Origin of the sequence: Mucilaginibacter rubeus (genome assembly GCF_014643835.1) — a bacterium.
Lineage (GTDB): Bacteria > Bacteroidota > Bacteroidia > Sphingobacteriales > Sphingobacteriaceae > Mucilaginibacter > Mucilaginibacter rubeus.
Genome location: NZ_BMKD01000011.1, coordinates 1 through 22,238, shown reverse-complemented (window position 1 = coordinate 22,238; position 22,238 = coordinate 1). Strand labels below are relative to the sequence as shown.

Below are 22,238 nucleotides of genomic sequence, written 5' to 3'. Positions count from 1 at the left end.
CGTCATTGCGAGGATAGCTTACAACTTAAACTTACCCTTCAACGCCGCCAGTTTCAAAGCCATATCTGTCTCCGGCTCTTTTTCAACCCTTTTATTGAAGTTGGGCTTGTTATTACCCTGCGGACGGCGGTCATCGTTTCTGCGCTGATTGGGCTCGCTTTTATCGTTCTCTTTCATGGATAGCGCAATACGCTTGCGGTTCACATCAACCTCGGTAACAGTTACCTCAACCTTTTGATGTACTTTCAGTACCTCGTTAGGGTCTTTGATGTAACGGTTGGTGATCTGGCTCAGGTGAACAAGGCCATCCTGGTGAACGCCGATATCGACAAAAGCACCAAAGGCTGTAATGTTGGTGACGATGCCCGGCAGCTTCATGCCAACTTTCAGATCGCCGATAGCATTTACACCTTCTGTAAAGCTGAAAGCTTCAAACTGCTCGCGCGGGTCGCGGCCCGGTTTGGCAAGTTCGGCCATGATATCATTCAGGGTTGGCAAACCAACGGTTTCGGAAACATATTTTTGCAGCGGAATGCTTTTGCGCAGGGTTGGGTTGCTCATCAGGTCTTTCACCGTACACTTCATATCAGTAGCCATTTGTTCAAGCAAACCATAACGCTCCGGGTGAACTGCACTGGTGTCTAACGGGTTTTCGGCATTGTGGATCCGGAGGAAGCCTGCTGCCTGCTCAAATGCCTTATCGCCCAAACGCGGAACTTTTTTCAGTTGCTCGCGGCGTTTAAAGGCGCCGTTCTGGTTGCGGTATTCTACAATGTTCTGTGCCAGTTGCGGACCAAGGCCTGATACATAAGCCAGGATTTGTTTTGAGGCAGTGTTTAACTCAACCCCCACCGCGTTCACGGCGCTGATCACCGTGTCATCTAATGAGGTTTGCAGCTTGTTTTGGTCAACATCGTGCTGGTACTGGCCTACACCAATTGATTTTGGGTCGATCTTTACCAGCTCGGCCAATGGGTCCATCAAACGGCGACCAATAGATACGGCACCTCTTACGGTGACATCATAATCCGGAAATTCTTCCCTCGCCACTTCAGACGCTGAATAGATAGAAGCACCGCTTTCATTAACCATTACAATAGTCACGCCCGGTAAATTCAGGTTGCGAGCAAATACTTCTGTTTCGCGGCCCGCAGTGCCGTTGCCAATAGCAATAGCCTCGATATTATATTTCTGAAACAGGTGTTGTACCGTTTTCTCAGCTTCGCGGGCCTGGCCCGCACCCGTGTGTGGATAAACAGTGGTGTTTTCAAGCAGTTTGCCCTGCTCATTCAAACAAACCAGTTTACAACCGGTACGGAAACCCGGATCAAGCGCCATTACGCGTTTTTGACCAAGCGGCGCGCTCAGCAATAGCTGGCGGGCATTTTCGGCAAATACGCGGATCGCTTCCTCATCGGCTTTCTTTTTGGTAAGCAGGCGCACCTCTGTTTCCATCGATGGTTTTAACAGGCGTTTGTAGCCATCGGTGATAGCCAGGCGGATTTGTCCGGCAGCCGGGTTGTTTGCCTTGATAACTGAATTTTCCAGTATCTCCAGTGCTTCATCTTCTTCAGGTTTCAGGTCGAGCCATAGGATCTCTTCCTTTTCGCCGCGTCGCATGGCTAATACGCGGTGCGATGGCGCTGTTTTAACAGGCTCAGTCCATTCAAAATAGTCTTTATATTTAATCCCTGCCTCCTCTTTGCCTTCAACCACTCTTGATGCGAAAGTGCCTTTTTCAACAAACAGTTCACGGATTTTGGTACGTATTTCAGCATTTTCGGCTATGGTTTCGGCAATGATATCCCTTGCGCCAGCTAAAGCTTCTTCAACGCTGGCTACGCCTTTTTCATCGCTGATGTATTCGGCAGCTATCAGTTCGGGGTCGATATTTTTTTGTTCCAATAAAACATCGGCCAATGGCTGCAGGCCTTTTTCGCGGGCTGTAGTAGCACGGGTTTTGCGTTTTGGGCGGTACGGAAGATAAAGGTCCTCCAAAGTAACCATTGTTTCTGCTTCGTTGATCTGTTTTTCAAGCTCGGGCGTTAGTTTGCCCATATCTGTAAGCGATTTCAGGATAGCCTCACGGCGTTTGTCCAGCTCGCGCAGTTGCTGTACACGATCACGAATAGTGGCAACCTGTACCTCATCCAAACTGCCGGTAAGTTCTTTACGGTAACGGGAAATAAACGGAACGGTAGCTCCTTCATCAAGCAAGCCTACCGTAGCGGTAACCTGTTTCTCAGCTACAGAAAGCTCTGCAGCTATTATTTTATAATGAATACTCATAATCAAAATTCGGACTGCGAAGTTGAGGGAATAGGCTTACAATTCAAAAAAAGATTGCTAACAAAAAGTTGAAAGTTTTGATTGGGCTATTGTTGGCAATGTAAATATAGGGTACATTTTGTTAACCGGCAGTTTTAAATTGTCTTTGCGCGGACTAAATTGCCTGATGTTAAAAATTATCCCGATAAGTAATATTGGCGCAATGGGTAATTGCGTAATGGCAATTCGGGAGATGTATGGTCATCTATATCTTTTGCTTCGCCTTTATTTCCAGGTAGCGGTTTACTGTGTTTATGGTAAGGTTTTGGGGGGATGTCAGTATCGACTGGATGCCGTGGCTGGCCAGCTCTTTAACCATCAGCTTTTTATCGTAAGCAAACTTTTCGGCAATGGTTTTTATGTAGATGCCTTCGACATCTTTGGCAGGCTGTTCGCTCAGGGTTTTTAATTCCGTATTTTCAAAGAAAACGACCAACAGCAAATGAAATTTAGCTATCCTGCGTAAAAATGGTAATTGCCGTTGTAATGCCGAAAGGCTTTCATAATTGGTAAAGAACACCACCAAACTGCGCTGTTTTAATACCCTGCGTGTTGTAACATAAAGGGCCTCCATATTGGTTTCCAGATACCGGGTTTTTTCCTTGTATAAAACCTCCATTATCTTATTAAGCTGCGCGTAATTCTTATCGGCAGGCACTATAGAACCTATTTTTTCGCCTACAGTTATTAAACCCGCTTTATCTTCTTTAAGCAGGGCTACGTTTGATAGCACAAGGCTTGCGTTGATGGCATAGTCCAATAAACTTAGCCCTTCAAAAGGCATCCGCATAGCCCGCGATTTATCAATGATGCAATAAACGTGCTGCGATTTTTCGTCAGTATAGGAGTTTACCATCAGGTCGCCCCGCCGGGCTGTGGCCTTCCAGTTTATGGTGCGATAGTCATCGCCCGGAACATAGGATTTTACCTGTTCAAACTCCATGCTGTGGCCAATCCTCCTGATTTTCTTAATGCCTATCTCGGTGAGCCGGTTTGATATCGCCATCAGTTCATACTTACGCATTTGTAAAAAAGAAGGATAAACGGGCAAAGTCTCAGCCTGCTCAAAATTGTAACGTTTAGATACCAGACCAATAGCCGATCGCACAAAAACCCGGATAAAGCCAAACTCATATTCGCCCCGGCGGGTTGGCCTCAGTCTGTAATTAATCTGCTTACGTTCGCCGGGGGCAAGGGTTGTAGCAAACCAAATATCACGTTTCTGAAACTGTGCGGGGATCTCATCTATAATTCCGGTGTTAATCCTGAAACTATACCGGTTTTCGATATAAATACTAAGTTCGTTTTCGTCGCTGTTGCTTAAGCGTTCAGGGGCAAGGCGTTTGGCAAATACACCATCGCTTAAACGATATAAGATGAACAGATCGGCAATTAACAAGGCCAGCAAAGCGTAGAAAGCTATATCAGGCACAATGCCCAGCCAGGGGAAGAAAAACGAAAGTAAATACAATACCACACAGGCAGCAACCGCGCCGAATAAACGGTTAGTTAAAAACAAGTTGGTATAAAATAGTCGGAATAGTTTTTTCACGCGCTTTTACTATCGTGGCACTTCAATTTTTTGTATTACTTGGGTTATCACCTCGTCGGGCGTTACGCCTTCCATCTCCTTATCAGGCGTTAACATAATCCGATGGCGCAGCACAGGGGCGGCAACATAAATAATATCATCGGGGGTAACAAAATCACGCCCCCTGGTAGCAGCAAGCGCTTTGGCTCCATTAACAATAGCCAGCGACGCACGCGGCGAACCGCCCAACTGCAGGGATTTGCTATTACGTGTTTCGTGGATAATTTTAGCTGTAAACTCCAGGATCTTATCTTCTACATGCAGGGCCCTCACCTGGTTGCGCAACTGGTTGATATCAGCAGCGGCGAGTAAAGGTTGCACCTGGCTTAGCTGATCGGTTGTTTTTTGCTGATGCTGACGACTAAGGATAGTTATTTCCTCTTCAAGCGTTGGATATTTCACTTCTATCTTAAACAAAAACCTATCCAGCTGGGCTTCAGGCAGGCGGTAGGTACCTTCCTGCTCAACCGGGTTCTGTGTTGCAAAAACGGTGAATGGCTCTTCCATTTTATAGCGGTGCCCGTCAATGGTAAGCTGCCGTTCTTCCATTACCTCAAACAAAGCCGATTGTGTTTTTGCCGGTGCACGGTTGATCTCATCTATCAGGATGATATTACCGAAAATAGGCCCTTGTTTAAATTCAAACTCGGTTGTTTTAGGGTTAAAAACAGAGGTTCCCAGGATATCCGATGGCATCAGATCTGGTGTGAACTGAATACGGGAGTACCGGGCATCTATAGTTTTGGCAATAAGCTTTGCGGTAAGTGTTTTGGCAACGCCCGGCACACCTTCAATCAGGATATGCCCATCGGCCAGGATCCCCGCAATAAGCAGATCGATTGAATCATGCTGACCTACGATGATGGTTGCCAGCGTGGCTTTTATTTGCTCAACAGCAGTGCTTAATTTAGATAGATCGGTACGTTGTTCAAAAAATTCGTTTTCCATATTTACCTGGATTGGATATAAAATTGTTCAATAAGTTGGTTGAGCCTGATGAGCTCTTGATCTGTTACAATGTCATGAGTACTGATGAAGATAAATGCACCGGACAATTCACGGGCAAGGTCTTCGGTTGCACCGGTACGGTTAACCAGTTCTTCTACAAATTCGGGACCTGGCCGGTTTGCTTTTATCCGGTAAGTTTCGCGTATAAAAGCCCAGAAATACTGCATTTTTTTCCGGGCGATGTTAATGTTGTCCCTTCGTTCATAGTATACCTGCCCTACTACGTTCACGAAATCAAGAGTTGAGTTTTCGAGCGGATTAATAATTGGGATAATGCGCTGACGTCTTTTCGCCTCATATAGCACAAATATCAGCAAGGTAAACAATGCCAGATAGTAAGCCGCTTTTAACTGCGTATTCCCAAGGAATACCCTCATCGGCGAGTCATTCTCACCGGTACCCTGAGTATAATATTCGTCCCAAACTATCTCCGGTGTTTTCTTTACCATGGATAAAGCAGTAGAAGCCCATTCGGCCCCCTGAGGCTTCAACAAGCTGTAGTTAGTGAACATACCCGGATTGGGCGTTAAATACAGGTTGCCTTTCCCCATCGGATACTTCAGTAAGTTGGCCTTATGGTCGTCCGTTTCACCTATAACTACTGCATGTGCGGTATCAAATTTATCGTAATAGCCTGCTGTTAAACCCTTATCAACAAAATAATTCACCTCGGGCGACAGGGCCGGGTTTACAAAATGCATTAACGTATGAGTATTTCCATTAACCGCAAATTTATTAGTGATGCTTATTTTAAGTTCCTTTTCAAAATCGGCCCCTAAAAATCCGGCGGCGATAAAGACGTCGTTACCGGCAGTAATATATTGTTTAAGCTGTTTAAAATCGGGCTTGGTAATATTGAGCCCCCCGGCTATGATAATGTATGATGAGCCTTTGATGGAATCTTCGGCAATAGTATTGTAAATGGCCTGGCGTTTAGGTTTGATCACAGCACCGGGAAAAATATCCCGGGCACGCTCATAAAGTACCCGCGTGCCATAAGGGATTTTATCGGTATTGCTGAACGTAGGCGTCCAGTTAATATCCCTGGGCTTATTCATGTTTGCCACTATGTAAACGGCAAACAATACTGTGGCTATTATAAAGTAAATCTTAAGGTCCTTCATAACAGCTGTTTTTTAAAGTTTTGAAACAACTGGTTTATATTACCAAAAGCAGCACCATCGATATTAAAACCGCCATACCATACGTATTCAAACTGCCTGGTTAGCGATACAAAAGATTGCCGTACAGATGGATTGTTAAGCTCATATACGTAAGCCGAATTGGTTTTTTCGGGTTGCCACTGGATAAGGCCGCCATCGCTAAGCTGCTTCAGGCTTCGCAGGTAAAGCAGGCGAACGGCTAAGCGGTAATTGTGGTTTAAAATTGCCCTGTCAATTTCCTCATCAAAATTGATCTCGTGGATATTCTCAGTCGATTCGGTATAGGCCAGTGGTGTTTTGCGCGACTTACCCAGCAGCAGGTTGCCCATATCCATACCCAGCAACTTCATTACAAAAAAGATGAGTGCACCAACGGCCAGTATCAAAAAGAAGTATTTAAGAAAACCAGCAAAGCCGGAGCTTATGCTTAAGCTGCCAAATAAGGTACGCCAAAACCACATCCAAAACCTATCCCAGAACGACAACTCATTACCTATACTTTTGTCGTTATACTGATATTCCTTGTCAGCCCGGTATTTATCAAGTGCATTTTCATTAAAACGGCGTACATTCACCTTCGAGCTATCCATACGCACAACCGCGGCCTTCTTTTTAAAAACGCTGTCTGTTTTTAAGGGAATAGCCTTTCCGCCAACTTTAGCCACCGACGGATTGAGGGTAAAGCACAACAGTATGAAAAGGATTAGTATCGGTTTAGGCATAACTCAATTAGTATTGTTCGGCAGGCAGATCGTCGGCTTTATCGGCATGTGTGCCAAATGCTTCTATACGCTCTAAGATCCCGGTTCCATCTTTTCTTTCCTGGAGGCTAAAATAACACAAGGCAATGGCTATGGTTGGAATAGCATAAGTAAGTAGTAAAATATTTTGAAGCATACTGAAAAATATCACTGCTGCTATTGAAAGATATTTAAAAGAAACGAGGATCCGCAATGAGGCAACAAGCATTAAAGGTATACTGGCAATTGAATTACTTACACTTACTATCAGCGAGCAAACAAATATGATCCCAAAAACCATCCACCAGTGATCTTTTATAAGCCGGAAGCCTTTATTGAATGAGTATCCAAATGAGGCATTCTCCATGATCATGGTAGGCAAAATAAGGTAAAATATCGGCGTAAGATATATGCCTGGTATTATACAAAATAAAAAACCGAAAATGAGCAGGATGAATAATAAAAGACCACTCCCTAACGAACGGAAAAAGTAATATTTAAAATAACCCCAAACGTCTTGTGCCGTTGGTTTATCTCCTTTTTTTTCAAGATAAACTGCGACAAAACACAGGGTGGTAAGGTATATAAAAAATTGCGCCAGCATCATCACAAAACCGTTTGCTGCAGCACTTATACCCACTTTGAGGGTGCTGTTATAGTCGCCTTTAGCGCCTGGATCAAGACTGTCATAAACAGATAATTGTGAAAATGCAGTGGCAACAGTACCAACCAGCACAAAAAAGCCGCAGATAACGAGTAATGACGAAAAAAGCGGTTTGAAATTCTGTTTCAGGAAGGTGAAGGTGTCATTTATTATTTCGCCAAAATCACGGATCCTCCTCAGTTCAATAATATATTTCATTTAATGATCGGTATTAATATAGTTTAGGTTTTTATTCAATTTTGCGGGGTAAAGGATCACATACCATATCATGAACAGTAATGATGAAGCTAATATAATAATACTTAACCAAACAGGCATTTCGGTATGGCGCGTTACAAAGCTTTCAAAAAAAGCGGCTAACAATATGATGGGAATAAGGCCTACTGTAATTTTCAAGCCCTCAAGCGCCCCTTTTTTTAATGATTGCAGCCGGGTATACGTTTTGGGAAACAACAAACTGTTACCAAGTACTAAACCGGCACCACCGGCCACAATAAACGACGACATTTCAAGCGTACCATGGATCCAGATCACCAGTATGGATTGGATTCCAAGTCCCTTGCTGAAAAAATAATACTGAAATGAGCCAAGCATAACGCCGTTCATTAAACTGGCGTATAATGAACCAACAGAAAAAAATAAGCCCATCACAAAAAAGCGCAGTTCGACATAAACATTATTGATGGCTATCTGGAAAAACATCAGGCCCGAAGAACTGCTTTTATATACACCGAAAGGATCACCTTTCGCGATGTTATCATTGGTCATGTTCACATAATCATCGCCAAGGATAAGCCGTACAAAATGATTATCGTATTTGGCCGAAAGCACTCCCATACAGGTAAAAACCGCAAAGAAGATAAGCGAATACAATAACTGCCTGCGATGCTGAAAAAAAAGCAGCGGCAGTTCGTATCGCCAGAAAGCTGCAAACCTGTTACTTTTTTCCTTTTGATTTTTGTAAATGTCCTGGTGAAACGTTGATGCAAGACCGTTAAGGTACTTTGTTGTATTTGATTGTGGGAAGAAAGTTTTGGAATAGGCCAGGTCGTCGGTAATGGCTATAAATGCGGCAGCAAGCTCATCCGGGTCCGTTGGCTTATTGGTTTCATAGGCCTTCCATTTTTCGGTATTTTGTTTGATAAACAGCGCCTCACGCATTTTAAAAAGCAGGTTTTATTTTTTGTTAAAATACTCACAAATCTTTAATATGCAATCATATTTTACACTAACAAATTTATCTTTGTTAAGATGCAAACCATAACCGTACACACAACACAAAATATTGATATAGACTATGAAATAGCCGGCCTCGGCGAACGGATAGTTGCCCGGATAATTGATTACGCCATTTTCATTGCTTTCTATTTCATCTTTATTTTTCTGATCATCGGAAAAATGCCCGAAAGCGTGCTGGTAACGTGCGCAATTATCATGGCGGCGATATTTGTATTTTACGATTTGATTTGCGAAACGCTGCTTAATGGCCAAAGCGTTGGCAAGCGGATAATGAAGATACGGGTGATCAGCCTCAATGGTAACCGTCCCCGCTTTGGACAGTACCTGTTAAGATGGCTGATGCGCATGGTTGATTTTGGCATTACCCTTAACCTTGGCGCACTGCTTTGTGCCCTGGTGACTGAAAACGGCCAGCGTATAGGTGATGTGGTTGCCGGAACAGCTATGGTAAAAACACATCCGCGTACCAAAATAGACAGCTTAACATTCAGGCCATCGGGTGACGATTATGAACCTACTTTTAAAGAAGTAGCTGAGCTAAACGATAACGATGTAAGGCTGATAGCCGACGTGATACATAATTACATGAAAACACATAATGCCGTTGTGGTTTACAATATGGCAACAAAACTAAAAGAGCATTTGAAAATAGCCACACTGCCTCCCGATATGAACGACCTGCAGTTTTTACAGGCTATTATTAAAGATTACAGCCATGTAAGCGCCATGTCTGAGCCTTATCAATAAGCAACGTGATTATAAAGATGCCACATCTTTATAACATAGCTGATAAGCACGATACTACCATTGATCATAAAAATGGTTTTCTTTACAACGGCTTTATCAGTATCGAGTTTAAAAATAACATCGGCTATGCCGTAGATAAAAAAAAGGATTAGCGGAATAGCCGCGGGATATAGGAAGAAGCTTTTTTGGAAATCGCCCTGGATGAGTGCTACTACCGAGCGCTGAAAGCCGCAGCCGGGGCAATCAATACCTGTAAGATATTTAAAGGGACAGGGTATTAAATGCCCCTGCAGCCAGTGGATAAACCCTAACCGGCTGCAGGAAGCATATATCATGATATTATTTACCCACATTAATAGTTTTGTGGAGGTGGGTTTTGATTATTGAACGGATCGCGGTAATCATTTGGGTTAAATGGTGCAGCGCCCTGTGCTTCTTTGGCAGATGGACCCAAATAGGTTGCGCTTCCAAATCCAAGAATCGGATAAAAAATAAACGGGAAGATAATCAGACCAATTGTAAAACCTTCACTTTTACCAAAGCTTTTACTTAACAGGTTAATCATCCAAATACCAAAAATTATATTAGCGCAAGGGATCAGAAGCATGATAATCCACCATATAGGTTTTCCAATTATCTCAAGTAGTACAATGATGTTGTAAATTGGAATGATTGACGCCCAACCAGGTTTTCCTGCTTTGGTGTACACTTTCCAACTACTAATCACCACGATAACCCAGATTATAAGGCACGGGATGAAAAATGCACCAAAAATAGCACCAGCCATGCCCGCAGACATGTCGGAAGAAGAAGTGTAAGAATCCATAATTTTGTTTAGTGTTTAAGTTTAAGTGTATTATTTGTTTAAGTTCAACGCAAATTATAAATTATTTTTATCAAAAGCACTAGCATAACGTATTTATTATAGAACCTGTAATTATAATTTATCCTTAATTTTGACTTGATGCAAAGAGAACAGATTTCGGTTTTTGATATGTTTAAGATAGGCATTGGCCCGTCGAGCTCGCATACGCTTGGCCCCTGGCGTGCCGCGCAGCAGTTTGTGCAGTCGCTTGAGCAACAGGGGGTACTGCCGATGGTGCAGCAGGTTAAGATCTTATTATATGGCTCATTAGCCAAAACAGGTCATGGGCACGGTACGGATATAGCTATATTATTAGGTTTAAGCGGCGATGACCCGGTTACTTTCGAGGTGGACCAGGTAATACCTAAAATTGAGCAGATCAAAAGCTCGCATGAACTGATCATCGGTGGTATTTTACCATTGAGTTTTTATGCTGAGGATGACCTGCTGTTCCTGTTTAACGAAAGCTTACCTTATCATCCAAACGCGGTAACTTTTCAGGCATTTTTAAGTACCGGAAAGGCAATTTCTGAAACATACTACTCGATAGGAGGTGGTTTTGTGGTGAAGGAAGGTGCTTCAGGGCAATCAAAAGCGGAGGTTGACCTTCCCTTCCCGATTGATACCGCAGCCGATCTGCTGCACTGGTGTATCAAAACAGGTCTTCGGATTTCGGAAGTTGTGGCCGAAAACGAGCTGGCCTGGCGCAGCGAACAGGAAACCCGTACCGGGGCATTGAATATCTTCAAGGCATTAAAAGAGTGTATTTACCGGGGATGTCACACTACCGGCCAATTGCCTGGCGGGTTAAATGTGGCAAGGCGCGCCGCAAAATTAAACGCAAAGCTCATCGGCAACAATAAATATAGCAATTATGAGGAATGGGTTGCAGCTATCAGGAATACCGGCGATAGCTTTAAAAATACTTTAGATTGGGTAAGCTGTTTTGCATTAGCCGTTAATGAGGAGAATGCTTCATTTGGCCGTGTGGTAACTGCGCCAACAAATGGCGCCGCAGGTGTTATTCCTGCAGTGCTCCAATATTATATTGCTTTTTGCGATGGCAATACCGAACAAAAGATCATCAATTTTTTATTTACTGCCAGCGAGATCGGAAGCATCTTTAAAAAAGGCGCTACCATATCGGCAGCCATGGGCGGCTGCCAGGCCGAAATTGGCGTATCATCTGCCATGGCTGCGGCAGCATTAACCGAATGTATGGGCGGTACCCAACGCCAGGTACTTATGGCTGCCGAAATAGCCATGGAACATCACCTCGGCCTCACTTGCGACCCGATTGGTGGGTTGGTACAGGTCCCCTGCATTGAACGTAATACCATGGGTGCTATCAAAGCTATCACTGCCTCACAACTGGCGTTGCAAAGCAATCCCGAAAAAGCGAAGGTAAGCCTTGATGCAGTGGTAAAAACGATGTGGCAAACCGCGCTTGATATGAACTCAAAGTATAAGGAAACAAGTGATGGCGGATTGGCAATTAATATCCCTATCAGTTTGCCGGAGTGCTAATTACTCACTTCTTAAACAGCCGTGAATCAAATTCAAAAAATTCATTTTTCTTGAGTGCAAAATCTAATGTCCATTATCTAACCTACAATCTTTTGATTATCTACCTCACCGGCTTCGGAAACACCGGCAAACTTTCGTGCCCTTCAGCATCAACAGACTGTACCGCGAAGAAGTAATTATCCTTTGAGTAATTCAACGTAGCTATAGTATCGGTTACATAGAATTTCTTTTCCCAATAGGGGCTGATGGTTTCACGCATCAATACATAATAACCGGCGGGCTTTTTACCGGTGCCGGGAGCTTCCCATTTTAGTTTGGTTTTATTGGTCAAATCGCTGGTAATAACGCCTACATTCTGCGGTTCGGCAGGGGCCGAAGCAAGATTAGCCAATACTGAAAGGTTCATACGGGCTACCTTTTGCACGTAATTAAAATCTACAAAATCGGGCAGGTCGCCATATTCAATGCCGTTTTCCGTGCGGATGTTCTGGTGCTGGCGGTTAAAGTTTTCGTTCATTTCGGTAAACCTTACAGCTGTAAAGCCTTGTTCCAAAAATGGCAGGTGATCACCGCCGCGCAGGTAGCGGTCGCGCCTATAAATAAGCTTCACATCGAGTTGGTCAACATAACGCTCTCCAATTTCTTTAGTGTAACGCGCCAGTTGTCTGGACGGACTATCATTTTCCCCTCCCAATGATTTCAAAGCTGCCACTTGTTTATCGGTGGCTGCCGTAGGTACACCATCGCTAAAAACACGTACGCTGCGGTTATCTTTCAGGTCGGTTTCCATGCCGTAAGTATTGCCAACGATATCATTATTCAGCATGGCATCCACATTCCAGTTTTCTGCTTTAGCCCGTTTGGCTACGTTGGCAGATCCGTACAAACCCTGCTCTTCACCAACCACTGTCATGAAAATAATAGTAGCCGGGAATGATCTTTTAGCCATTACCCTGGCTAACTCCATAGAAAGGGCGGTACCCGAAGCATCATCATTGGCGCCGGGTTCAACACCGTTGGCGTCCATCACATCGTTAATGCGTGAATCATAATGTCCTGATACCAGGTACACCCGTGTATCATTAGAATCGGTACCTTTCAGTGTGGCCAGTACGTTTTTGAGCTTGATGGGTTTATCGATACGTGTACCTTTAGGCTGTGTGAACGTATCAAACTGTACGGTCATCCTCCCGTTTGATTCCGAAGCATATTTCTCCATTTCGGCCTTGATCCAGTTGCGCGCTGCACCGCTGCCCGTGGTTTTACTGGTTGTATCGCTCAGCGTGTGCCTGCTTTTAAAGCTAACCAGTTTGCGGATGGTAGCCTCAATGTTTTTGGCTGATACCTCATCAACCATTTGCTTAATGCCAGCGTCCTGTTTTATGATGGTTTGGGCAGTGGCAGGCAAGGTTAGGATGAGGAGGAGGAATGGGAGGATGTGTTTCATATGATGTATGTCTGAAACCCGAATTTATGGAATTAATGAATTTGCAGAATGAAACATATTGTAATAATCACGTGATGCGATTTCTCCTATGGCGAGTTTAAATTTGTACGTTTAAGGTGGTAACACCGATCACAGGGCATTTTTAGTGTAACTCTGTACCTTTTATAAATAGCTGATTGTTAGATTAATATTAAGAAATATTCGAATTTGTGTTAACCCTGTTAACCCCTGTCGTTTCTTTTTGTGGTCAATGTGATCACACCGCCAAAGGCAAAACGGGAGGATGTGTTTCATATGGTATGGTAGTAATTTTTTAAGAAAAAACTATTCCCCTTCCTCCTCCGCAACAATCCCCAAAATCTCATCGGCTTGTTTAAAATTACTTTTTACAAAATGGCACCAATCGCATTCTTTTTTGCCGCAGCCTGTGCTGAAATTGTGGACCATGATTTGCTCATAAGTGTCCTTAATCTGCCCGGTTACTGTCTCTATGTCTTCCGGTGTTATCACAAATTTTTCGCGGTAATATTCACCATCGCTTATGGGTTCAACAAAATCAAAAATGGTGCTGATCACCTGCCAGTCGGTAGTGCGGTCATGATCTATCAGTATTTTATAGAAAACAGCCTGTCGCCAGTAATCGCCTCCGTTTGGCGCATCATTGGTTGGGCGCAGTAGTTTATCTTTTGCATTTTTAGGCTTGCCGGTTTTGTAATCGACAACCGTAGCCTGCTTGCCGTCAAATTCAATTTTATCCAGGTTACCTTTAATAGGAACACCCGCTACTTCAATATTTTTTATAGATCGTTCTGTTACCGCTATTTTATTCCAGTGTGGCACATTTTGTTCGTAGTAGGGGGGGAGGATCTTTTCACCATATGCTGAGCGCAGCTTAAACTCATCTTTAGTAAATGAATCGCGATTGCGGGCCATATACCATCTAAACTCGCGCATGAAATTTTCCGTACTCAAAAACTCGTTATCATTATCCTTCAACTGCCTGTAAGTTTTGTTGAGTGCCCAGTGTACCGCCTGTCCAAAAGTAGCCGCTGGACTTTTACCCGATGGCACCCTGATCAAACACTGAAAATAAAACCGCAGCGGGCAGTCCAGGTAACTGCTCAGGTGGGTTACTGATAGGGTGTAATTCTGCAGCAGCTGATTGATGTAGTTTTTATCCAGTAATTCAACTTTTGGTTTTTCGGCTTCGCTGAATTGGGTTGCCTGGAACTCGATCATATCCATGGCATCCACTTTAGGATAGTGTACCTGCATATTGGTGCTGGCTAATATCTCGCCTATAAATTGGCTTGCCTCCTGGTCTTTGTCTTTCCTGTCCTTGGCAGCGTATGAGATCATAAGGTGCTGCTTGGCACGCGTTACCGCCACATAAAACAGACGGCGTGCTTCCTCTTTCTGTGCAATTTCATCAGCGGCGGAGCGGGTAAGTGTGTCGGGATAGCTGAAACCGCTGTTCCGGCCTTTACTGTCCCAGGTACGTTTGTCGCAGCTAATAAAAAACACATATTCAAACTCAAGGCCTTTTGAGCCGTGTGCCGTGAGGAAGTTGACACCATTCTCCGAAAAGATGCTTTGGTTAAGCTCCAGGCGGATCTGATGTTTCTTCATCATTTCGATGGTCGAGATCAAATCAGGCAGGTTGATGTCTGGCCTTTTGCGGCTTTCATCTTTCAGGAAATCGAAAAAACTGGTAAGCATTTGCATGTAGCTGCCCTTATCCTGTTGCTGCATGATATATTTCAGGATGCCCATTTTGGCTATCACACTTTGAAAAAGCTGTTGCAGCGTAACGCTAACCGACTCTTTGAGCAGGTAATCAATATTGCTTACCAGGTACCGCATCTCCTGTTGCTGGTCGGGGTGAAAAAGGTCTGCTTGTTTGGGTGGCCTCATCTCGCTTACGTAACGGCGGATAGAAGTTTTAGGCTGATTGTAAGCCAGGGTACCAAAGTTTTCTTTAAACACAGCAACGCTTGCCTTGGCAATTTCAATAGGGGGGATGTTAAAGAAATCATAATGCATGATCTCAAACAACAATTCATCCCCGCTGTATGGCGAATCGAGCTCCATGGCCAGGTAACGCAGTATGTTGATGATTTTTTCGCCAAAGGGTTGGGTAAGCACATCTATCTTGCGTTTGGTATTTACCTGGATCTTTTGCACATCCAGGAATTTGATCATTTCCTCAACCTGGTTGTGATTACGATAGATAACTGCTATCTCGCCGGGGGGCACGCCATCAGCCACCAGTTGTTTTATCTGTAGCGATACATCAACCAGTTCTTTATCAGGGTTTTCGTACTCCCGGATCACCGGCTCAACCAACAGGTTATTAAAACGCGGGTGCGACGATTTTAAAGCTTTATCTAAATTAAGCTGACTGGTTAATCGTTCAAAATTGTTGTCGATAAGCGCTTTTGAAATATCGAGGATCTGCTGACTGGAGCGATAGTTATGTTTTAGCACTACGGTGTATAATGTATCTACATAGTCATTGGCAAAATCAAGGATGTTTTTCATGTTGGCTCCCTGAAATTTAAAGATCGACTGATCATCATCGCCTACCACAAAAACATTCGGGGTATCCCAATAATTAAGCAAAAAGCGCAGCAACTCGTTTTGCGATCCGCTGGTATCCTGGAACTCATCTACCAGAATATACTGATAACGTTCCTGGTATTTACGAAGGATTTCTTCATTATCGCGGAACGCGCGCAACACCCAAATGATCATGTCGTCATAATCATAGCGGCCGCGGCTTTTCATTTTTTCTGTATAGTTTTGGTACTCTCCAACAGCAGCCAGCAGTTTTTTCATCACATCATGCGCGGCGTCAATATCTTTTTGTTTGGGATCACCAATCTTGATGCCTGCTTTGGCATTAGCCCGTTTATAAATAAATTCCTCGCGGTTAGGCAAATCTTCAAGATAGTCATTTACCGCCTGCTCAATCATTTCGGCGTTCCAGTTTTCCCGCTTCATAGTGCTGAACAGGCTTTTAAGCCGGGGAACATCATAATAAATATCGCCCGTAAAACGCTTCAGCAGGTGATCGTTCGGGAACTCATCAACCAGTTCCCGGAATAGCATAGCTGATTCCAGGTCGGAAAGCGACTCCAAATTCAGCTTGCCGAAATACTCGAGGTTCTCCTGGATGATCTCATTACAAAAAGCATGGAATGTATATATATTAATACGATAAGCATCGGGGCCGATAAATTCGAACAGACGTTTGCGCATGGCCACTGCGCCGGCATCGGTGTACGTTAAGCACAGGATTTCGCTGGGTAAAGCGTCTGTATCAGTCAGGATTTTGCCTATCCGCGCTGCCAGGATCTGCGTTTTGCCTGTACCGGGGCCGGCTACTACAAGTACAGGGCCATCCATTTTGTTAACCGCGGCCAATTGCTCGGGATTTAAACCGGCTAAGGCTTCCTGAAATTTAGCGTTATATTTATTGAATGTAGATTGCATAATATTTAGTAAAGATAAAAAAGGATGCTGCTGCATTTGCAAACAGGATAATAAATATGATATTTAGGCCATAATATTAACCATGGAAAAACCTTATCAGGGGCGGGCGATAGTTGAGGATAATTTCGAGTATCTCAAAATTACTATTCCTGTAAAACGAAATTATATCTCCATTATATGGATTTGTTGCTGGATAACTTTTTGGGGATATTTTGGAGCATCTGCATTTGGTGAACTTTTCAATTCCCCTAACGAATTTGGCCGCGTATTCATGTTGCTATGGATAGGCGGTTGGGCCCTTGGCGGAGTTATGGCAGTAAAAACGATAATTTGGTTGTTTTGGGGCAAGGAGATCATCGAAATTGGAATGGGCACCTTCAGCATCAACCGAAAAAATGATCTTTTTACCCGCGAAAAAGTTTACGATCTTAATGAATGCAGGGAGTTTAGGATCAGGGAAATAGATTCGGAATCTGACAGGAAATTTTGGTTCGTATTTTATTACCGGAATAAAGAAAAGGGAACTATAGCATTTGACTATGGCATGCGAAACTTCTGCTTTGGAGAAGATCTTTATGAGCCAGAGGCACAATACCTGTTGAATGTTATGAAAAATAAAAAAGTATTAACTGAAAGCCAGTTTAAATAACAGTTATGGGCTGTTAGATTATTTATAACTGCGCGCACCTAACCTCTAATCGCCAGTCTCTAATCTCTTTTCTACAACCCCATCCCCGTTGTAAAAAATGCATTTACACTTACAGGCAGCTTACCGGTAGGCTTTAACCGACCGCTAAGCACTTTCGCTGCCGACTGTTGCAACTCGGGCGACATCTGGTAACAAACCAATAAACTGCCAGCTTTTTCAAGTCCCGGCAAACCCGCTATAGTATAAGCATTGGCAAACACACTGAATGCCGTGTTTTTGCGTGATGCCAGGTCGGCAATCATCAGTTTTACATCGCTGCTGTAGTCAAGCTTGCTTTGCGGGCGCAGGCGGGCATCATGTATGCCCACAATTACTTGCTGGTATTGTTTAAGCCAGTTCAGGATATTGGCAACTTCAATCGCCGGTGCATCTTTATTAACTATAAATATGCGGCTGTTCGGGAAACTTTTTACAACCTCCATCTGGAAAGGCGTTGGCGAGCTTACCCCTATACTCACGATGGCTGTTTTTAAAAATGGATTAAGCTTTACATTATTGTTCTTCAATTGGGTTACCGCGGCGTCGCTTAGTTGTTGTACCAGTGTTTTGGCGGCATCGCTGTTAATGTCCTGGCTTAAATTGGTTAAAGCAGTTGGCTTGTATTGATTAAGCCCTGCCCAGTATTTGGCAACTAAGATCTTTTTGATCCGCGCTTCAAACTCAACAGCACTAACGCTGCCATGCCTCACAGCCTTACGGATCAGGCCGATAGCCCGGTCGGAGTTTTCAGATAGTTCAATAATATCATTGCCGGCAATAAATGCCCTTACATCGGCTTCGCCCTTGGGGAAATATTTGGTTACCCCTTTCATTTCCATCGCATCGGATATCACCAGGCCTTTAAAGTTTAACGAATCTTTCAGGATTCCGGTAATAATAGGGCGCGAAAGGGTTGAGGGCAGTTTGGGCGTATTATCTAAGGAAGGGATCGCCATATGAGCGATCATTACCCCGCTAATACCTGCATTGATAGCTTCCCGGAAGGGATACATCTCCAATGAATCTAATCGGCTACGACTATAAGGAAGCAGCGGCAAATCAAAATGCGAATCGACATTGGTATCGCCATGTCCCGGAAAATGCTTGGCCGAAGTAAGCAAGCCTGCATCCTGCATGCCTTTAAAATAAGCAATCCCTTTTTTGGCCACGTTATACATGTTATCGCCAAAAGAGCGGTAATTGATAACGGGGTTATTAGGATTGTTGTTCACATCCATATCCGGCCCCAGGTTCATTTGCATGCCCAGGCGTTTAAAATCATAAGCTATCTGTTGGCCCATTTTGTAAATCAGGTTATTATCCTGTATGGCACCGAGGGTCATTTGGTATGGATATGATATGGTAGAATCCAGGCGCATGCCCAGGCCCCATTCGCCGTCCATAGTTATAATTAAAGGTACTTTGGCCAGTTTTTGATACTTATTGATTAGGTTGGCCTGGCGCACCGGCCCACCCTGAAAAAATACAACGCCCCCCAATTGCTGCTCTTTAATCACCTGCCCAACCGAATCTTCATAGGCTTTCCCTTTATTGGTATGCGCCCTTACAAATAATAATTGTGCAACCCGCTGCTTGCGGCTCATTTTATGATACACCGAGTCGACCCAGCGGTTTTGTTTGCCTAACAATTGGATATAACTTTCTTTTTGTGCAAAAACATCGGCGGTGAAAAATGTGAAGATGATAATCAGCGGGTAGAAAATGCGGGTTTTAGAAGCTTGCATAGGCCAAATGTAGCGTTATTCTGAATTTTTGATGAAAATGATGTTACAACTATTACAAAAATCAAACCGCTAATAAACCTTTGTGTTTTTTATTAATCTATCACGTTATTAACATACATAGAAGGAAAAGCCGGCAGTAACCGATAAACTAACGGGCTAAAGACTTTTCCGCCACTTATTTAAAACAGACAAATACGATGAAAAAATTACTTTTCTTGGCAATGTGCCTTTTTACCGTAGGGACAGTTAGCGCGCAGGGGTATTACTATGGACCGCGTCATCGCCGACCACCCCGCAGGGTTGTTGAAAGATCCCAGCCCCAACGCCGCTATGATGATTTTTACACCCCCAAAGTTGGTTTAGCAGTAGGTTTAAACGTTTCAAATACGGTTGATGCTTATAACAGCAATTACAGTTCCAGTTCACTTGCCGGCTGGCACGCGGGTTTAACCTTTGATGTGCCTATTATCTACCCACTATCATTTGCGCCCGAAGTATTGTTTTCGCAAAAAGGATATGAGGTGAATGACCGGGACGGGAAATTTACACAGCGCACTAATTATATTGATGTGCCTTTACTGGCTAAATTTAGGGTGGTACGGGGCTTTAACCTGCTGGTTGGTCCGCAGCTTACCTTTTTAACATCAACCAAAAATACTTACGAAAGCGGTTTAGGTACCAGTGTTGATCATATTGACAATGATGCCAATCATAGTTACGTTGCCGGTGTAGTAGGCGTAAGTTTTGACATTAACCGCAATGTGGAGATCCGCGGTCGTTATAATATCGACCTTGGTGAAAATCGTCCTTATGCTGATCAAAACCTGCCCGATTACCGTAACCAGGTTTGGCAAATTGGTTTAGGGTTTAAATTTCAATAATAAATAATGGAGCACGGTAATTGATCACAGTAACTTTAATGTAGCATTTACTTTTATGCAAATACGCTAAGCCGCAAAGGGGGAAGAGATTCCAAAACTTTGCGGCTTAGCTTTTTTTGTGAGTTTAAGTTCGATCTTTATTTATTAGGGCATTGCCTTCGGCCGGGCTTTCCGCTCATACTGCGCAGGGCCTTAGCCACATTGGCTGGTATCCGCTTCAATCCCTAACGTAAAGGCATAATATTACCATTCCCTCGGAGGATGCGTCGAGAGGATCCTTATTTCTTTAGGATAATAATTATTGATCCGATTTGGCAATAATTTGGCCCAGCCAAGCGGATGCCCTTCATAGGTCATGAGCGTCCAGCCTTTATCTGTTGTGGATAGTTCTATGTTGTCCCGGCGCAGGTATTGGATAGCCTGATCTTTATTAAGGGGCGTTTCCAAAACTGCATCTTTATTAATTATAAGGCTTAGGGCCAGTTCGTGATCGGGGATCAGGTCCTTACCGGCAAGTTTACCAATAATTACCCCCGATTTTTTAATATAGAGGTGTCGCTGTAGTATATTGAGGCTTTCTTTATGGGCGCGGTTAATAGCCATCCAGTCGTCATTTACCTTAAAATAATAAAGGTCGTCGGGGTTATTAATATATGAGCGCACCTGGTCGAGCTCCTTGCCCGGCAGTTTTTGCTGCGTGTTGTTTTTAAAGGAGGCCAGATCGCCGCTGTTTTCTTTTTTTTGCAGGCAGGCGGCAAATAAGCCTTCGCCTTTTACCTTACCCGGGTAAAAGCGGTAGCCCCAGGCTTTTTTCTCCGGCGACTGGGTTTCAACAATGCCCCATTCCTTATTAATAGGTATGCGGATGCTTTCCAGCTCAAACTCGGTGCAAAGCCAGTCCAGGATATCTTCATTTTCCTGGTGTGAGTAGGAGCAAGTACTATATATAAGGTAACCATCTTCTTTTAAGGCTGGGTAAATATCAGCAAGTATGCGTTCCTGCCGCTGATGACAAAGGTTCACGTTCCCTTCCGACCATTCGCTCATCGCGTCCGGATCTTTTCGGAACATGCCCGAGCCCGAGCAGGGGGCATCAGCGAGTATGATATCAAAAAAGCTTTTCAGCCTGCTGAAATCTTTAGGGTCATTATTGGTAACAATGGTATTGGCTGTACCCCACCGGTTCAAATTATCTGTTAATATAGGTACACGTGTTTTAATGATCTCGTTTGCCACTAATAAATCGGCAGGTTGCAGGGCCGAATTAAGCAAGGTGCTTTTACCTCCGGGTGCCGCGCAAAGGTCAAGTACTTTTACCGCATCATCATTATTTTGGTTGATGGTTTTAAAAATATGATCAATAAACATTGATGATGCTTCCTGTACATAATAGCAGCCGGCATGAAAAAGAGGATCGAATGTGAACGACGGGCGGCTTTCAAGATAATATCCGTTGGCGCACCAGGGTACATTTTGTGTAATTTTTAAGGCAGATGGTTTAAAAGGATTAACCCTTATAGAGGTTGGAGCCTCCTCAAACCGGTGCGCTTTTACAAAATTTTCTTCATCGAAACCGTTTTCCGCGCTCAATGATGCGATGAAATGCGGAGGGAAATTATGCTCATTCATATACATTTCAAATATACACATTAGCTAAATGCCCGTCTTTACTTAATTATGAGGGTGTTTGGGGATGTATTTTACCTTAATTTACAGGTAGTTGTAAAATAGGTTTAATTATTTGAAAATATATCTTGGTTGGTAGCTGGTTTTCTGTGTACATTTGTGACCGCTTTAGAAAAAGAGGCGTTGTTTTTTGAAAATTAAAAGCGAATAAAAAGATTAAAAAAAAAGTGAAATTTTCACTTGCTAAATCAAAATGAAATTCGCACCTTTGCAGCCGCTTCAAACAGGAGCGGTAGTTCATACAAAGGGTAAAAGAATCGGTGTTGAAGAGGGAAAGAGAAGAAAGATAAACACTGCAAAACTTTAAAAATAAAAAATAAAAAAGTTTTGGAAATAAGAAAAGGTTTTCTACCTTTGCAGACCCAAACGGAAGGGTGCTTGAGAGAGCGAAAGAAGTTGAGGCTGAGCGAGTTCAGTCAATAAA

At 43.5% G+C, this 22,238-nt stretch carries 17 protein-coding genes; 4 read left to right on the top strand and 13 right to left on the bottom strand.

Annotation, left to right across the window (positions count from 1 at the left end; genetic code table 11):
- Positions 1–18 precede the first annotated feature (18 nt).
- The 7 genes from IEX80_RS26005 to IEX80_RS25975 form a co-directional block, all read right to left on the bottom strand.
- Positions 19–2,289 carry a Tex family protein gene (locus IEX80_RS26005; protein WP_188834638.1) on the bottom strand — a complete coding sequence of 757 codons (2,271 nt, stop codon included), beginning with the start codon at positions 2,287–2,289 and terminating at the stop codon, positions 19–21.
- Between the two features lie 244 nt (positions 2,290–2,533).
- Positions 2,534–3,880 (bottom strand): DUF58 domain-containing protein, encoded by a 1,347-nt coding sequence (locus IEX80_RS26000; RefSeq protein WP_188834637.1) that lies wholly within the window; start codon positions 3,878–3,880, stop codon positions 2,534–2,536.
- A gap of 9 nt (positions 3,881–3,889) precedes the next feature.
- Positions 3,890–4,867 carry an AAA family ATPase gene (locus IEX80_RS25995; RefSeq protein ID WP_090534833.1) on the bottom strand — a complete coding sequence of 326 codons (978 nt, stop codon included), beginning with the start codon at positions 4,865–4,867 and terminating at the stop codon, positions 3,890–3,892.
- A gap of 2 nt (positions 4,868–4,869) precedes the next feature.
- A complete protein-coding gene (locus tag IEX80_RS25990; protein WP_090534835.1) occupies positions 4,870–6,051 on the bottom strand; it encodes a DUF4350 domain-containing protein in 1,182 nt (393 codons plus the stop codon).
- Positions 6,048–6,812 (bottom strand): DUF4129 domain-containing protein, encoded by a 765-nt coding sequence (locus IEX80_RS25985; RefSeq protein WP_090534836.1) that lies wholly within the window; start codon positions 6,810–6,812, stop codon positions 6,048–6,050. Before IEX80_RS25985 ends, IEX80_RS25990 begins: the two co-directional genes overlap by 4 nt.
- 7 nt (positions 6,813–6,819) lie before the next feature.
- Positions 6,820–7,692 carry a hypothetical protein gene (locus IEX80_RS25980; RefSeq protein WP_090534838.1) on the bottom strand — a complete coding sequence of 291 codons (873 nt, stop codon included), beginning with the start codon at positions 7,690–7,692 and terminating at the stop codon, positions 6,820–6,822.
- Complete coding sequence (locus tag IEX80_RS25975) at positions 7,693–8,655, bottom strand: stage II sporulation protein M (protein ID WP_090534840.1); 963 nt, start codon at positions 8,653–8,655, stop codon at positions 7,693–7,695.
- A 90-nt stretch (positions 8,656–8,745) separates the two neighbouring features.
- Between IEX80_RS25975 and IEX80_RS25970 the strand changes: the two genes are divergently transcribed.
- Positions 8,746–9,480, top strand: a complete 735-nt coding sequence (locus IEX80_RS25970) for an RDD family protein (RefSeq protein ID WP_090534842.1) — start codon at positions 8,746–8,748, stop codon at positions 9,478–9,480.
- Here the strand turns inward: IEX80_RS25970 and IEX80_RS25965 are convergent.
- Both IEX80_RS25965 and IEX80_RS25960 read right to left on the bottom strand, forming a co-directional pair.
- A complete protein-coding gene (locus IEX80_RS25965) occupies positions 9,474–9,833 on the bottom strand; it encodes a DUF2752 domain-containing protein (RefSeq protein WP_229701768.1) in 360 nt (119 codons plus the stop codon). The genes IEX80_RS25970 and IEX80_RS25965 overlap by 7 nt on opposite strands.
- Positions 9,833–10,306: a DUF5684 domain-containing protein gene (locus tag IEX80_RS25960; protein WP_217633233.1), complete on the bottom strand. Its 474-nt coding sequence runs from the start codon at positions 10,304–10,306 to the stop codon at positions 9,833–9,835. Before IEX80_RS25960 ends, IEX80_RS25965 begins: the two co-directional genes overlap by 1 nt.
- A gap of 138 nt (positions 10,307–10,444) precedes the next feature.
- Between IEX80_RS25960 and IEX80_RS25955 the strand changes: the two genes are divergently transcribed.
- The gene (locus IEX80_RS25955) at positions 10,445–11,872 is read left to right on the top strand and encodes an L-serine ammonia-lyase (RefSeq protein WP_188834636.1); all 1,428 of its coding nucleotides are present in this window, start codon (positions 10,445–10,447) and stop codon (positions 11,870–11,872) included.
- Between the two features lie 100 nt (positions 11,873–11,972).
- Here IEX80_RS25955 and IEX80_RS25950 read toward each other — a convergent pair whose 3' ends face one another.
- A complete protein-coding gene (locus IEX80_RS25950) occupies positions 11,973–13,319 on the bottom strand; it encodes a M28 family peptidase (protein ID WP_188834635.1) in 1,347 nt (448 codons plus the stop codon).
- Between the two features lie 324 nt (positions 13,320–13,643).
- The gene (locus IEX80_RS25945; protein ID WP_188834634.1) at positions 13,644–16,814 is read right to left on the bottom strand and encodes an ATP-dependent DNA helicase; all 3,171 of its coding nucleotides are present in this window, start codon (positions 16,812–16,814) and stop codon (positions 13,644–13,646) included.
- An 82-nt stretch (positions 16,815–16,896) separates the two neighbouring features.
- On the opposite strand from IEX80_RS25945, the gene IEX80_RS25940 reads away from it, so the two are divergent.
- Entirely contained in the window at positions 16,897–17,463 is a 567-nt protein-coding gene (locus IEX80_RS25940) for a hypothetical protein (RefSeq protein WP_188834633.1), read from the top strand.
- 71 nt (positions 17,464–17,534) lie between these two features.
- Here the strand turns inward: IEX80_RS25940 and IEX80_RS25935 are convergent, their stop codons facing one another.
- Positions 17,535–19,247, bottom strand: coding sequence for a glycoside hydrolase family 3 protein (locus IEX80_RS25935; RefSeq protein WP_090534848.1), 1,713 nt, complete (start codon positions 19,245–19,247; stop codon positions 17,535–17,537).
- Positions 19,248–19,444: 197 nt separating this feature from the next.
- On the opposite strand from IEX80_RS25935, the gene IEX80_RS25930 reads away from it, so the two are divergent.
- Positions 19,445–20,128, top strand: a complete 684-nt coding sequence (locus tag IEX80_RS25930; protein WP_176628862.1) for a porin family protein — start codon at positions 19,445–19,447, stop codon at positions 20,126–20,128.
- A gap of 243 nt (positions 20,129–20,371) precedes the next feature.
- Here the strand turns inward: IEX80_RS25930 and IEX80_RS25925 are convergent, their stop codons facing one another.
- Entirely contained in the window at positions 20,372–21,757 is a 1,386-nt protein-coding gene (locus IEX80_RS25925) for a methyltransferase RsmF C-terminal domain-like protein (protein ID WP_188834632.1), read from the bottom strand.
- Between the last annotated feature and the right edge of the window lie 481 nt (positions 21,758–22,238).

Bases quoted from the DNA above. Each gene is read 5' to 3' on its own strand.
- IEX80_RS26005 (WP_188834638.1), bottom strand. From the start codon at position 2,289: ATGAGTATTCATTATAAAATAATAGCTGCAGAGCTTTCTGTAGCTGAG.
- IEX80_RS25995 (WP_090534833.1), bottom strand. From the start codon at position 4,867: ATGGAAAACGAATTTTTTGAACAACGTACCGATCTATCTAAATTAAGC.
- IEX80_RS25990 (WP_090534835.1), bottom strand. From the start codon at position 6,051: ATGAAGGACCTTAAGATTTACTTTATAATAGCCACAGTATTGTTTGCC.
- IEX80_RS25985 (WP_090534836.1), bottom strand. From the start codon at position 6,812: ATGCCTAAACCGATACTAATCCTTTTCATACTGTTGTGCTTTACCCTC.
- IEX80_RS25980 (WP_090534838.1), bottom strand. From the start codon at position 7,692: ATGAAATATATTATTGAACTGAGGAGGATCCGTGATTTTGGCGAAATA.
- IEX80_RS25975 (WP_090534840.1), bottom strand. From the start codon at position 8,655: ATGCGTGAGGCGCTGTTTATCAAACAAAATACCGAAAAATGGAAGGCC.
- IEX80_RS25970 (WP_090534842.1), top strand. From the start codon at position 8,746: ATGCAAACCATAACCGTACACACAACACAAAATATTGATATAGACTAT.
- IEX80_RS25965 (WP_229701768.1), bottom strand. From the start codon at position 9,833: ATGTGGGTAAATAATATCATGATATATGCTTCCTGCAGCCGGTTAGGG.
- IEX80_RS25960 (WP_217633233.1), bottom strand. From the start codon at position 10,306: ATGGATTCTTACACTTCTTCTTCCGACATGTCTGCGGGCATGGCTGGT.
- IEX80_RS25955 (WP_188834636.1), top strand. From the start codon at position 10,445: ATGCAAAGAGAACAGATTTCGGTTTTTGATATGTTTAAGATAGGCATT.
- IEX80_RS25950 (WP_188834635.1), bottom strand. From the start codon at position 13,319: ATGAAACACATCCTCCCATTCCTCCTCCTCATCCTAACCTTGCCTGCC.
- IEX80_RS25945 (WP_188834634.1), bottom strand. From the start codon at position 16,814: ATGCAATCTACATTCAATAAATATAACGCTAAATTTCAGGAAGCCTTA.
- IEX80_RS25940 (WP_188834633.1), top strand. From the start codon at position 16,897: ATGGAAAAACCTTATCAGGGGCGGGCGATAGTTGAGGATAATTTCGAG.
- IEX80_RS25935 (WP_090534848.1), bottom strand. From the start codon at position 19,247: ATGCAAGCTTCTAAAACCCGCATTTTCTACCCGCTGATTATCATCTTC.
- IEX80_RS25930 (WP_176628862.1), top strand. From the start codon at position 19,445: ATGAAAAAATTACTTTTCTTGGCAATGTGCCTTTTTACCGTAGGGACA.
- IEX80_RS25925 (WP_188834632.1), bottom strand. From the start codon at position 21,757: ATGAATGAGCATAATTTCCCTCCGCATTTCATCGCATCATTGAGCGCG.